Origin of the sequence: Leptospira ellinghausenii, from assembly GCF_003114815.1 — a bacterium.
In the GTDB taxonomy this organism is placed as follows: Bacteria; Spirochaetota; Leptospiria; order Leptospirales; family Leptospiraceae; genus Leptospira_A; species Leptospira_A ellinghausenii.
This window is the reverse complement of sequence record NZ_BFAZ01000002.1, coordinates 278,279-291,056: the sequence shown is the minus strand read 5'-3', so window position 1 is coordinate 291,056 and position 12,778 is coordinate 278,279. Positions and strand designations below refer to the sequence as shown.

The window sequence follows — 12,778 nt, the reverse complement described above, 5'->3', positions numbered from 1 at the left end:
AGGTAGGATATAGATAAATGAAATTCGTCGAACGAATTCTAAATACTTTGAGTTTCGGCGAGAAATGGGCAGGGGGAATTTGTTTCCTTCTGCTCACTCTTCTCATGATTGCTGACGTTTCCAAAAGGGAAGTCATCGATAAAGTGTTAGGTTGGACATTAGAAGCCACAGAAGCATACCCAAATACCGGTGTCGCAGGACTCATTGGTGATTGGAGTATTTACATTGCAGAATCCATTCACAGTGGAACTTCCAGCTTCTTAGAGTGGATGGGCCTTGGTGGAATCATTTGGGCACAAAAATTATCCCTTTATTTTATGTTATGGGGTGGTTTGTTCGGATCTGCATTGGCAAGTGCCAAAGGCTCACACTTACGCCCAGAAATTGCAGACAAGGCATTACCAAAAGCCGTATTGCATTATGTAAAAATCATCGAACAATGGGTGATTTCGATTTTCTTTTTATTCTTAGCTTACTTATCAGTCATTTATGTTTTAGAAAGTATCAGTTTAGATGAAGTCAATCCAGTGACAGAAATCCATTTATGGAAAGTCCAATTGATTTTTCCTTACATTTTCCTTTCTATGGGATTTAGACATTTGTGTTATGGAATTTTTCCTTCACTTATCCCTTCCGACATCAATGAAGCCACTGAGGCTTTGGAACTTGCGGAAAAAGAACTTTCCGAATCAAATTCAGGAGGGAAACGTTAATGGGTTCTTGGGGAATACTCATACTCTTACTTGCCTTAATATTACTCAGGCAACCATTGATTGTACTCATGGGTGCGATCACTGTGTACTGTTATTACTTTTTACCAGATCCGCCTCTTGAGTCTTTTCATGAACTCAATAGTATCATTGGGGATTTATTTTTTGCAGGTGATAAGGAAATCCTTCTTGCGATTCCACTTTTCATCATTGCGGGAAATTTAATGACTCACGGTAGTATTGCCAGACGACTCATCCGAATTGCACAAGCAATGACAGCACCCATTCCAGCAGGGCTTGCCATCGCAGGTGTTTTCTCCTGTGGGATTTTTGCTGCGATTTCTGGATCGTCCCCAGTGACCCTCATTGCGATTGGTGGACTCATGTATCCATCTCTTACCAAAGCAGGTTACCCAACTCAGTTTTCCATGGGATTACTTGCCTCTGGAGGGACACTCGGTATCATCATTCCACCTAGTATTCCGATGATTGTTTATGCCATCATGGTGGGAGTATCAGTGACGGATCTTTTCATAGCAGGGATTGGCCCTGGAATTTTACTCATGAGTTTACTCATGATTTATTCCGTCTTCCGTGCAGGCAATGTTGGTCGTGGGAAATGGGACTGGGCAGAAATTCGAATCGCTTGGAAAGAAGGGATTCTTGCTCTAATGATGCCAGTTGTGATCCTTGGTGGAATTTATTCTGGATTTTTCACAGCGACTGAATCCGCAGCCATTGCCGTATTTTATGCAATCCTTGTAGAAGTGTTCATTCACAAAGAATTAAGTTTTCCGAAAATTCCGAAAATCATGGCAGAAAGTGCTGAGATGCTCGGGATCTTATTTCTCATCCTAATCCTTGCGGTGAGTTTGAATAAGTTCATGATCGAAAATGAAATCCCGCAGAACCTAGTGGCAAAAATGTCAGAACTCATTTCAAGTCCTGTCACCTTTCTCATTGGTGTGAACATTTTACTCCTCATTGTGGGTATGTTCATGGATATCATGAGTGCGATTCTAGTACTTGCACCACTACTTGCTCCAATGGCAGTCAATTATGGAATCAACCCAGTTCACTTTGGTATCATTATGATTGTCAATTTGGAAATCGGTTATTTAACTCCTCCAGTTGGTGTGAATTTATTTGTGGCATCAGGGATCTTCAAACAACCGTTAGGAAAAGTAATCCAATCTGTTGCTCCAATTGTAGGAATGTTTCTCATTGGACTCATCCTTATCAGTTGGATCCCAGAAATTTCTCTTGGACTTCTTGGTGGAGAAGCAACTACACCTAGTCCATAAGACATTTCATCACAAGGTTTACCTTCCCGATTCTTTTGTTTCTTAAGCAATTGAAACGGGAATCGTAAGATGGAAATGAAAAAGCCGTAGGTAAAACTTCGGCTTTTTTATTCTTTTGACCACCAAACACGAAGCCGATCTAAGGAATTTTTGGCATCATTAGCCCATAAACTTGAGGGATGTTGTTTTAGAATGTTGGCATACACCTGCAAAACTGGTTCCAATTCTTTCTGTAATTGTACTAGTTCTTTATTTAACGCAGTTGAAAGTTCAATGGGATGTAGGTTTCGTTTTTCATAATAACGAAGGATAACTTCCGTTTCCTTTTCTTTGGCTAATTTATATTCTTGGAAAATAGGATCTTTGGAGGGTTTATTTTCCAAAGTTTCTTTTGTACTTTGATTTGTGTTTTTAGGATGGGAGACTTCACTGTTTATGTTAGTTTCTGCATTCGTTTCTTCAGGGTGGATGAGTAGGAATTCTTTTAAGTTTTCGTAATGTTTGTTTAGCTCCACAAACATCACATCACTTGTAAATTCACCGCTATCAGGGTGGTATTTTTTTGCTAGTTTGTGATAAGAATCTTTTAAATCAGACTCGGTAAATCCAGAACTTAATCCTAAAAAATGTAACGAATCATTTAACAGTAATTTTTTGTCCATGAAAGACCAGAGGAAAATACCAAATGAGATTTTAACCTTCGTTTGATACTGAACTCCCAATATTCTTTTTTACTTTCATTCATTTCGAAAACAAGCAATTCTTGGACTTTTTGTTGAAGGCTTCGTGCTTCATCTAATTTAGAAAAAACGGTTTCGGAAAGGGCAATTTCCTCTTCTGTATGAACATCTAATTCTTGGTGTTCCGAAATTTCTGCATCCAACTCTTCCAATTTACGAACAAGAGTTTCATTTTTAAACTCAATCTTAACTGCTGTATCTGCATCTCTGTAGGATAATAATTCTTCTTCTCGTTTTAGATTCGTGATCAGGGAATTAAGGAGTTGGATTTTTTTTTGCAGTAAGTGTTTGTAAGATATTTGCTTCATAAGTTTTGAAAAAAGAAAATTTAACCAGTAATTGAGATTCCAGTTGTTCTTTGGCCTAAATTTTGTTGTGGAGATTGTGGTTCCTTTTTCTCCAACTCTTCCCAGGAAACTTTTAATTCTCCTAAGATTTTTATGCATTCGTCAATGATCGCTTTGTCCTTACGCATATTCGCTTCGAGTAATCTTTTTTTGAGATAAATGTACAAAGACAAAAGGTTATTTGCTACTTCTTTCCCCTCTTCCATATTGAGTGACAAAAGTAATTCTGTGATGATGTCTTGGGTTTTGATAATGTTGTTGTTTACGACATCATACTTTCTTGGAGTCATATTGTCCTTTGCAACACCAAGGAAACGAATGGCCCCATCAAATAACATGACAATCAATTTGATTTGGCTAACGGTAGAGATCTCGTTGGCTTTGTATTCATTGTAAGCTGAGGCACCGGTTTTTCTCGCAAGCGACATTTTTTTCTCCTGTGTATTCCCATCGACCAAAAAGGATACTTGCTTAATGATCCATCTGAATATTCTTAGATTATCACATGGGAAAAACAAAACGTGTTGTTTTTTTGGCTTCAGGCAGAGGGTCAAATTTTTCGGCTTCGGTAGAATTTATCCGTAAAAACAAGCTGAAATTAGACATCCAGGCTTTGGTTTCCGACAATCCAGAAGCAAAAGCCCTTACGATCGCTAAAAAATTCGGGATTTCCACCAAAGTGATCCCATACCATACTTACACGTCTAAATTAGACTACCACAGAGACTTACTCCACCAAGTGGAATCTTATTCCCCTGACCTAATTGTTGCCTGTGGGTATATGAGAATCCTAAAACCTGACTTTGTGGGGCGTTTTCCTAACCAAATCATCAATGTCCACCCAAGCCTCCTACCAGCCTTCCCTGGGCTCGATTCCCAAAAACAAGCATTGGATTACGGTGTCAAAATTGCAGGTTGTACTGTCCATTTTGTTTGGGAAGGAGTGGATACAGGCCCCATCATTTTACAAAAAGCGATTGCCATTCGTCCTGAATGGACTGAAAAAGAATTATCATTGGCAATCCTTAAGGAAGAACACAAAGCCCTTCCCCTCGCTATACAACTGTTTTGTGAAGATAAATTAAAAATCAAAGAACGAAAGGTAGAAATCCTAAAATGATCCAAATTAAAAGAGCACTTGTTTCTGTTTCCGATAAAACAGGAATCACCGAAATCTGTTCCTTCCTTGCGAAAAACGGAGTGGAAATTTTATCCACTGGTGGAACGTATGATGCTTTGTCAAAGGCCGGCGTACCTGTCAAAAAGGTAGATGAATTTACTGGTTTTCCAGAAATCTTACATGGCCGAGTGAAAACCCTTCACCCTAAAATCCACGGCGGATTACTTGGTGATACAACCAATCCCGATCACGTAAAACAAATGGATGCCAATGGAATTGTTCCAATTACTCTCGTGATTGTCAATTTATACCCATTTGTGAAGACTGTGATGAAACCTGATGTGACTCTCGAAGACGCGATCGAGAACATTGATATCGGTGGACCATCTATGTTACGTTCGGCGGCGAAAAACCACAAAAATGTTGTCGTTTTAATAGATCCAAAAGATTATGAATCTTTCCAAAAGGAATTTACGACTAACTCGGGAAAAATTTCAAGAGAAACTGCCTTTGGTTATGCGGCAAAGGTGTTTTCAGAAACAGCATCTTATGACTCAGCAATCTCAACATACTTTAACAAACGTTTAGGTATAAAATACCCCGACAAAATCACTTTTGCATTTAATAAAAAACAAAAACTTCGTTATGGTGAAAACCCACACCAAGATGCTGCGTTTTACGAACCTTTGTTCCTTAAATCACAATTTGAAGCATTACAAGGAAAAGAACTTTCCTTTAACAATATGTTGGATTTTGATGCAGCTTTTCACGTGGCAAGTTTACTTCCGAAAAATGCAGTTTCCATTGTAAAACACTTAAATCCTTGTGGAATTGCATTCGGAGAAACTGTTTTGGAATCGTTTGAACTCGCAAGAAAAACGGATCCCATTTCAGCATTTGGTGGAATCATTGGAATCCATGGACGAGTGGAAAAAGAGGCTGCAGAGGAAATCACAAAGAACTTTGTGGAAGGAGTGATTGCTGAAAGTTTTTCCAATGACGCATTAGAAATTTTCTCAAAAAAACCTAACATTCGTTTGATCCCAATTGCTAAGTTTGATGAAGCACTTGATGAATTGGATTTACGATCCCTCCACCATGGCCTTCTCATCCAAAACAGAGATTATGATCTCATCACCAAAGACAAATTAAAAATCGTTTCGAAAAAACAACCAACGGAAGACGATCTTGAAGGATTGATGTTTGCATGGAATTGTGTAAAGTTTATCAAATCCAATGCCATCGTGTACACGGACCAAAATTCAACGCTTGGAATTGGTGCAGGCCAAATGTCTCGCGTGGATTCTGTTGAACTTGGCGCGATGAAAGCCCAGAAGGTAGGACTATCCGTTGTAGGATCCTACGTAGGAAGTGATGCATTTTTTCCATTCCGTGATGGGATTGATGCCATTGCAAAAGTAGGTGCGAAAGCAATTATCCAACCAGGTGGTTCTATTCGGGATGAAGAAGTAATCCAAGCTGCAGACGAACATGGACTCATTATGGTCTTCACGGGAATGAGGCATTTCCGTCACTAATGGAATTTTTCCTTTTCCTACTCTTTCTTCTTTGTTTTGGACTGCTGACTTCTGTAATATCCTATTACGTAAAAATTCTATTTTTTTCAGCGAAGTCCAATTACCGAAGAGAGGAACTAACAGACATTCGAGGGGATGTAATTCGCATTTTCCTCGATCTGTTAGAATCAAACGGGAACATTCTGTACGGGAGTTTGGTTTTTTTTGGGAGTGCCCTTTTTGTATGGCTTTGGTCCCTACTTGGGTCGTTACTCGGAGAAAAAGGGCCAGGGGTTTTTGAACATATCTTCCACATGCCGATTTTCTTTTTGGCCTTATTTTTTTCTTACCCCATGATCAAAGTAGCCTACCAAGAACGATCCATCTTAGGACTATCCAAACCCGTTTTGTCTGGATTTGCCCTTGGTAATTTGTCGAGTGGAGCCGTACATTACGGTCTCGACCGGGATTTGTATTTTTTATTCTACCTCCTCCTCTTCTTTTTACAAATACCTGTCCTCGTTTTCCTTTGGAATCAGGAACCAATTTTTGGGGTCAGTTTTGAGCCCACACCTTCCTACGAAGGGGAATCTGATTGGGGAAACACCGATTCCTTCGAAGACTCCGATGAAAAGAATGGAACGGACGCAGATGATTTGGACGAAAATCCTTTTGCCAACGAAACAGACTCGTATGGGCTCGGCGATGATCCTTTCTCGGAAGAATTTAAGTAAGAAACCAGTTCTCTTTTTTGGGAGAATGGCCGATAGAAATGTTATGAAGAAATATCTGCTAGTCCTCCTATTTTGTTTTCCTGGTTATCTATTTTCACAGACAGAAATACCAAATACTTTGGATGGATTTGCGGAAGCCTCATGGGGGATGACCTTCGAATCCATCCGCGAAAAATTCCTTTCTATGGCGACTAACCCAGAATCCAAAGAGAAAATTGAAATCTTAAATGAAAAAAAAGATGTCAGTTTGCTCATTCGACGGAACGGGATACTTTACCTCTATCGTTTTTATAAAACTCCAGAACTACTAAAAGAAGTCCGCCCCAAACGGGAAGGACAACCGGAAGCGGACCCAACCATCGATGGCCAAACTGAGTTTCGGGAAAACGGAATTCTATTTTCTGTTGGGGTGACTTTCAATTTGGTGCCTACTGACAAAATCAAAGAGAAACTAGAAAAGAAATATGGAAAACCAAGAAAGGAATCCATAGGAGATGACAAAGTTTCTGGAGCAGCCATCTGGGAACTTGTGGAACGTCGGGAAAACCCTCCAAGAGGTGGATTTGCTGTCGTTTGGCGTGAAGGTTACAAAAAACTCCCTTACACTCGCCGCATTGATTACTTTTCTGCCAATATCCGAGACATCATCGCAAAAGATTACGCGGATTTCTTCAGCGTTCAAGAAACAAAAACCTTGCGGGATTTAATCCCGTAGTTACCCTGTCCCTCTGAGGCTTGGTAACAAAAGCCAAGCAGACGAGGCAAAATGAATTTATTTTTAGACACCGCCAACATTGACGAAATCAAAAAAGTCCATGAATTAGGTTTACTAGACGGTATCACCACTAACCCATCCATTATCGCAAAATCAGGCCGCAAATTCACAGAAGTCATCAAAGAAATCTGTAGTTTTGTAAAAGGACCTGTGAGTGCAGAAGTTCTTGCGACTGACGCACCTACTATGATCAAAGAAGGTTTAGAACTTTCTAAAATTGCGGAAAACGTAGTCGTAAAAGTACCTTTAATCCCAGAAGGGATCAAGGCAGTCAATGCGTTTGCAGAAAAAGGAATCCAAACTAACGTTACGCTATGTTTTACAGCAAACCAAGCGTTACTTGCAGCAAAAGCAGGAGCAAGTTTTATTTCACCATTTGTTGGCCGATTGGATGATGTTGGTTATGATGGACTCGATCTTATTTCTGAGATCCGTGAAATTTATGATAATTACGGAATCGAAACACAAATCCTTGCTGCATCTGTTCGCCATCCGATCCATTTCAAAGAAGTTGCGTTACGTGGAGCTGACTGTGTAACTTTACCATACTCTGTATTTGAAATGTTATTCAAACACCCACTGACTGATAGTGGACTTGCTAAATTTGTGGAAGACTCAAAAAAACTAAATTGGTAATCTAAAACCAAACCACCGGATACTTCCGGTGGTGCACTAAATTGTTCACAACAAGTGCATTAACCAATAGAATCATCACCCCAACCATTACTGGAAAAAAAATAAAATCAATTCCCACTCCTCCTATCACACCAATCAGCGCTGTTGCCCCTCCTGGTGGGTGTAAGGTATGAGTTAGATACATCACAAGAATCGATAACCCAACAGATAAACCAATTGTGAAAAAATTAGTTCCAAACAGATACACGAGTATCACAGCAATCATAGCTGACAATAAATGGCCACCAATCAAATTTCTAGGTTGTGATAAAGGAGCATCAGGAACTGCAAATAACAATACCGATGTGGCCCCAAAGGATCCTATGAGAAGTGTATGACCAGAGAGATTGGTGATAATTAAAATTGACCAAATGGAAATCGTACTACTTATAAAACTCCATATCGCAAATCGATAGGATAATTTATTCCGTTTTGCGAGAAGTGGTGCCTTAATTTTGTAAGGAATATTTTTAAATCTACTTTTCAGCGTAATTTATCCAAATTTCTTTCATTTGGTCAACAAAACAAAATGCAGATTGGTGGGATGCATCATTGAATAAATCACAAGTATTAGGTGCATTCCAATTGAGTGTTTTTGCATCATATTGTTTTGCCAATGTTTCTACTTTATCCCACCAAACTTCTTTTATATGAAATTTTTCGTAGTAAGAATAATATTCAGGAAAAACTTTTGGCCACAATACCAAGGTTCTGATTTTTTTCTCTTTCGTGATTTTTAGGATTTTTTCCACATAAGGAAATTGGGATGATCCAATGTTATAGGATCTCATGTACAAATTCCCAATTCGGATTGTATCATTTTTAATTTTTTCAATAGGATTGGATTGTACACCATACATCAAATATTCACCCTTTGTATAATTGATGAGTTGGAATTCTTTGTTGTGTGAAGATTTGTATTCTTTTAATTTTCCTTGTTTGAGTCTGGAAGTAAAAAGCGATAAATTGAACTCAATACTTCGGATGACGAATATACGATCTAATAAGTAATCCCATTTTTCTTTGAATGGAACATCTTCCCAAACAGTACCAATACAATTAGAATCACATCCCATTCGTAAAAAAGGTGATAGAATAAATCCTTTGGAATCATCAAAGGCTTCTGGACTTAAGGAAAGAATGACAAAATCAGGAGTGACACCAGATTCCAAAATTTCCTGGAACTGGATGTAGGAATTCATTGGAATCCCTTGTGGGCTACTGAAATTATAAAGTGTCCAATTTTTTTTATAGGGTTCAGGGATTCCAATTTCTGAAAAAGGATAGGAACGAGAGTCACCAAAGACCAAAGTCAGTTTTTTTTCCTTCAAATCTGGATCTTTCAGCAGACGATCTTTTAAAACCTTTCTCTGAAAGTAAAAAACCGAATTCCCAGCTTGCAAAAATTCACCATGAAAGATGGGTAATAAAAAAATTTTATCTATGACAAAGATAAATAAAAAGAGAACAACTGGGTAAAATAAAAATGGTTTTGATTTCAAAAAAACAAATCCCCTAACCTCACCATTTTATGAGTCGAGTGGATTCTTCAACCAAATTAAGAAGTTGGATTCCCTAGAACTTGTCCTTCTGTGACCACTTTGTATTTTCCTTCTTCCAAATGAAAATTGCGGAGATCCAATTTACCAATCCGAATTCGATACAAATCAAGAACAACTAAATCCTTTGTTTTACACATCCTACGAATTTGTCTTTTTTTCCCTTCTTTTAAGACAATGCTAAGGTAACTCGTAAATCCAGGTTGGGTTTTTTCAGGAACCACATTTGCTGGTTTTACAGAAAGCGCACGTAGAGTTTCCCCCCCTTCCCTTACACCTAACATAAATTCTTCGGCAATTTTTTTCCAACTTACTGGTTGTTTCAAACTAATGATATATTCTTTATCGATTTTGTTTTTGGGATGTGTTACTTTTTGGATAAAATTCCCATCGATTGACAAAAGGATAAGTCCCCTTGAATCTAAATCCAAACGACCGGCGTAATTGTATTTTTGGAAAGATTCGGGTAATAAGGTGAAGATGGTGTTCTCATGGTGTTTGTCTTCATGAGAAGTGAGAAATCCAGCTGGTTTATTAAACGCTATGATTTTTGGCCTAGAGTCAAATCCTTCCTCTTTTCCCACTGGTTTACCATCGAATAGGATTGTATCTTCCTCATTCACCTGGAAGGACAAATCGGTGATCGTACTTCCATTGATTTTGACCCGGCCCGAAAGGACCAATTCTTCCACTTTCCGTCGGGAACCTAAACCTAATTTGGCAAGAAATGCATTGATCCTCATGTTTTTCCATTTTACAAAGTGGCCTCATTTCAAAAAGTCTAAAGAAGGTATGAATCCACTAAAAAAGAAACCTCGCTCAAAACATTTGAACCCCACCCAACCTCTCCCAGATTGGATGAAGGTGCGAGTGAGTTTCCCAAAAGAGTCCGATGCCTTATCAACAGTTCGGGCAGAGGTGGAAACCAGACAATTGCATACTGTTTGTGAGTCGGCAAGTTGCCCAAACCTCAACCATTGTTGGAACCGAAAAACAGCTACCTATATGTTGGCTGGAGATATTTGCACAAGACGTTGCCAATACTGTGATGTGGCATTTGGAAAACCAAAACCCCTCGACACAGAGGAACCAGAAAAAGTAGCAAGGTCTGTCGAAACACTGGGGCTTAAGCATGTAGTTCTCACAGCAGTCAACCGAGATGATTTAAAAGACGGAGGGGCAAACCACTTTGCTGCAACCATCACAAAAATCAAAAGCTACCGACCAGAATGTTCTATCGAAGTACTCATCCCTGATTTTAAGGCCAAAGAAGAATCCCTACAAATTCTCTATGCTGCCAAACCCAATATCATCAACCATAACATTGAAACTGTGGAACGACTTTTTCCCACAATCACTCCGCAAAAAAATTATCGTAGGTCCCTCGAAGTTTTAGCTCATATCGCAAAACATGGATTCCTCACTAAAAGTGGACTCATCCTTGGACTTGGGGAAACAGAAGAGGACGTGAATCAGTGTTTACAGGATTTATTTGATCATGGAGTTCGTATGTTGACCATTGGCCAGTACTTACAACCAGGTCCAACACATTACCCAGTACAAAGTTTTATCCCCCCTGAAACATTCCAAATGTGGAAAGAAACTGCTTATAAAATCGGATTCAAAACAGTAGCATCCGGACCCTTAGTTCGTTCCTCTTACCATGCAGATGAATATTTTACGGAGGATTCTCTAAATCTACCGAAAGAGTAGGTATGAACGAAGAGGAATCAGCGGAATTTCAAAGAGAACTTGCCAAAACTTTCTTTTTGTCCATTCTGAAGGACTTAGGAGAAATCGATGAAACTCTTTCTGATTTTGAAGTAAAGGTCCTCATCCAAAAGGCACTTACCCACCATCCAAAACTACAAGTAGAATGGGGTGAAATGGATCGATTTGGCCAAAACACACTCCTTGTGAAATACCAAAACAATTTACTTCTCATCGAGGTTAGCCCTCTCATCAACGCCATTCGAATCCTTTGGAACGAATACAAAAACACGAGTACATAAAAAAAGCCCGAAGGGAATTCCCTCCAGGCTTCTTTTCTACGTAAGGGTGTGGTTGTTTTAGAATTTGGATTTTTGTTGAAGGTCGTAAATGACTTCTTCTACATTGTCCATATCAATTTTTTTAACACCATTTTCAGTGTGAACAATCAATTGACCATTTTCTTGGTTGATGATTGCACCAATCACTGTTTTTCCATCGACTAACACGATTTTTTCGATTCTTTCGTAGTAGTTTACGATGTCTTTTTTAGATTTGAAATCTTTTGGTTGGCTAGCTAAAGATTCTTCGAATTTTTTCTTCTCTTCTTCTTGTCGTTTCGCTACTTCTTTTTCGATCGCTTGTTTTTTAGTGTCGATTTCTTGTTTTTTCAATTCATCGAGTTTATCAGTTTGAGCTGATTCACTAAGTTTTACAATCTCTTGTGCTGTTTGTTTGTCAACAGTCACGATCGTTTTGATTTCTTGTTCTTCGTTTTTAGTAAGTTTTGCACTTTCCACTACGAGTTTCTCTTTCTCAGTAGTTTTGAATGCTTTTGATAAATCCAAAGATTGAATGTCAGCTGACTTCGCAAGTTCTGCAGATTTTGCTGATTGAGTAGAAGCTTGGTCTTTTTCCAAGATCACTTCAGCCTTTGCAATGGACTCTTGTAGTTTTTTAAGGTCAGAGTTTTTTGAAATTTCTTCTTCAGAAAGTTTCTCTAAAGCTGGCACACGTGGAGCAAATGCAACTGAACCTTCAACCACTTTCACTTTCGCTGGTTTTCCTTCAGCTGATTCTACGATGAAAGAAGTTCCTCGCACACCCGCAATCGCAGTTGGTGTTACGACAGTAAAGTTGTCTTCTTTCTTAGCTTTGTTAACTTTCGCGAATACTTTTCCGGAAACAAGAGCAATTTGTGTGTCTGTTGTTCCAGCGTTGTCTTGAGAAAGTTTTGCAAAGTCAATCGCGGACTTTGGAGAGATACGAATGCTCGAGCCATCTGCAAATTGGATGTCTACTTTTCCATTGTCGCCTGTGACTACATTATCCCCTGTTTTTAGAAGGGCACCAAGTTGTGCTTTTTCTTCCGTTTGGTCTGCGTGTTGGATTTTAGAATCTCCTACCGCAAATACGACTACCGCAGATAAGTCTGCCGGTTTTTTAGGTGCTTCTGATACTTCTGCCTCTGGTTTCTTACAAACTGTAAGCCCAGTGAAAAGAAGCGCAAGTCCCATGATGGTTAGTTTCGATGCTTTCATATCGTCCTGTCCCTTAGTGAAATTGTACTTTCGTTACTCTCTAATC

Annotated in this window: 16 protein-coding genes; 9 read left to right on the top strand and 7 right to left on the bottom strand. The window is 39.0% G+C overall.

The window, feature by feature from the left end; genetic code table 11:
- Positions 1-17 precede the first annotated feature (17 nt).
- Together DI076_RS01945 and DI076_RS01940 are read left to right on the top strand one after the other, a co-directional pair.
- Complete coding sequence (locus DI076_RS01945; RefSeq protein ID WP_108958339.1) at positions 18-713, top strand: TRAP transporter small permease; 696 nt, start codon at positions 18-20, stop codon at positions 711-713.
- Positions 713-2,014, top strand: a complete 1,302-nt coding sequence (locus DI076_RS01940; protein WP_108958338.1) for a TRAP transporter large permease — start codon at positions 713-715, stop codon at positions 2,012-2,014. Before DI076_RS01945 ends, DI076_RS01940 begins: the two co-directional genes overlap by 1 nt.
- A 107-nt stretch (positions 2,015-2,121) precedes the next feature.
- Here DI076_RS01940 and DI076_RS01935 read toward each other — a convergent pair whose 3' ends face one another.
- The 3 genes from DI076_RS01935 to fliS are packed head-to-tail and all read right to left on the bottom strand — an operon-like array spanning position 2,122 to position 3,529.
- Positions 2,122-2,676, bottom strand: a complete 555-nt coding sequence (locus DI076_RS01935; RefSeq protein ID WP_108958337.1) for a DnaJ domain-containing protein — start codon at positions 2,674-2,676, stop codon at positions 2,122-2,124.
- Positions 2,655-3,062: a flagellar protein FlgN gene (locus DI076_RS01930; protein WP_108958336.1), complete on the bottom strand. Its 408-nt coding sequence runs from the start codon at positions 3,060-3,062 to the stop codon at positions 2,655-2,657. The genes DI076_RS01935 and DI076_RS01930 overlap by 22 nt, the downstream gene beginning before the upstream one ends.
- 20 nt (positions 3,063-3,082) lie before the next feature.
- On the bottom strand, positions 3,083-3,529 hold the full coding sequence (gene fliS, locus DI076_RS01925) for a flagellar export chaperone FliS (RefSeq protein WP_108958335.1): 447 nt from the start codon (positions 3,527-3,529) through the stop codon (positions 3,083-3,085).
- Between the two features lie 77 nt (positions 3,530-3,606).
- Here fliS and purN point away from each other — a divergent pair, with 77 nt between their 5' ends.
- Genes purN through fsa form a run of 5 tightly spaced genes read left to right on the top strand, consistent with a single transcriptional unit; the run spans position 3,607 to position 7,883 of the window.
- On the top strand, positions 3,607-4,221 hold the full coding sequence (gene purN / locus DI076_RS01920; protein ID WP_108958334.1) for a phosphoribosylglycinamide formyltransferase: 615 nt from the start codon (positions 3,607-3,609) through the stop codon (positions 4,219-4,221).
- Positions 4,218-5,759, top strand: coding sequence for a bifunctional phosphoribosylaminoimidazolecarboxamide formyltransferase/IMP cyclohydrolase (gene purH, locus DI076_RS01915; RefSeq protein ID WP_108958333.1), 1,542 nt, complete (start codon positions 4,218-4,220; stop codon positions 5,757-5,759). Before purN ends, purH begins: the two co-directional genes overlap by 4 nt.
- Complete coding sequence (locus DI076_RS01910; RefSeq protein ID WP_108958332.1) at positions 5,759-6,472, top strand: hypothetical protein; 714 nt, start codon at positions 5,759-5,761, stop codon at positions 6,470-6,472. The genes purH and DI076_RS01910 overlap by 1 nt, the downstream gene beginning before the upstream one ends.
- Before the next feature lie 43 nt (positions 6,473-6,515).
- The gene (locus DI076_RS01905) at positions 6,516-7,187 is read left to right on the top strand and encodes a hypothetical protein (protein WP_108958417.1); all 672 of its coding nucleotides are present in this window, start codon (positions 6,516-6,518) and stop codon (positions 7,185-7,187) included.
- Positions 7,188-7,238: 51 nt separating this feature from the next.
- On the top strand, positions 7,239-7,883 hold the full coding sequence (gene fsa / locus DI076_RS01900; RefSeq protein ID WP_015675796.1) for a fructose-6-phosphate aldolase: 645 nt from the start codon (positions 7,239-7,241) through the stop codon (positions 7,881-7,883).
- A gap of 1 nt (position 7,884) precedes the next feature.
- Here fsa and DI076_RS01895 read toward each other — a convergent pair whose 3' ends face one another.
- Genes DI076_RS01895 through DI076_RS01885 form a run of 3 tightly spaced genes read right to left on the bottom strand, consistent with a single transcriptional unit; the run spans position 7,885 to position 10,224 of the window.
- Complete coding sequence (locus DI076_RS01895) at positions 7,885-8,376, bottom strand: HPP family protein (protein WP_217349935.1); 492 nt, start codon at positions 8,374-8,376, stop codon at positions 7,885-7,887.
- Positions 8,377-8,398: 22 nt separating this feature from the next.
- Positions 8,399-9,424 (bottom strand): DUF1574 domain-containing protein, encoded by a 1,026-nt coding sequence (locus DI076_RS01890; protein ID WP_108958330.1) that lies wholly within the window; start codon positions 9,422-9,424, stop codon positions 8,399-8,401.
- Between the two features lie 56 nt (positions 9,425-9,480).
- Positions 9,481-10,224: a pseudouridine synthase gene (locus DI076_RS01885; protein WP_108958329.1), complete on the bottom strand. Its 744-nt coding sequence runs from the start codon at positions 10,222-10,224 to the stop codon at positions 9,481-9,483.
- A gap of 49 nt (positions 10,225-10,273) precedes the next feature.
- Between DI076_RS01885 and lipA the strand changes: the two genes are divergently transcribed.
- Both lipA and DI076_RS01875 read left to right on the top strand, forming a co-directional pair.
- On the top strand, positions 10,274-11,194 hold the full coding sequence (gene lipA / locus DI076_RS01880; RefSeq protein WP_167396492.1) for a lipoyl synthase: 921 nt from the start codon (positions 10,274-10,276) through the stop codon (positions 11,192-11,194).
- Between the two features lie 2 nt (positions 11,195-11,196).
- Entirely contained in the window at positions 11,197-11,493 is a 297-nt protein-coding gene (locus tag DI076_RS01875) for a hypothetical protein (protein WP_108958327.1), read from the top strand.
- A 57-nt stretch (positions 11,494-11,550) separates the two neighbouring features.
- On the opposite strand, the gene DI076_RS01870 is transcribed toward DI076_RS01875, so the two are convergent.
- Positions 11,551-12,732 (bottom strand): lipoprotein LipL45, encoded by a 1,182-nt coding sequence (locus tag DI076_RS01870; RefSeq protein WP_108958326.1) that lies wholly within the window; start codon positions 12,730-12,732, stop codon positions 11,551-11,553.
- Positions 12,733-12,778 lie beyond the last annotated feature (46 nt).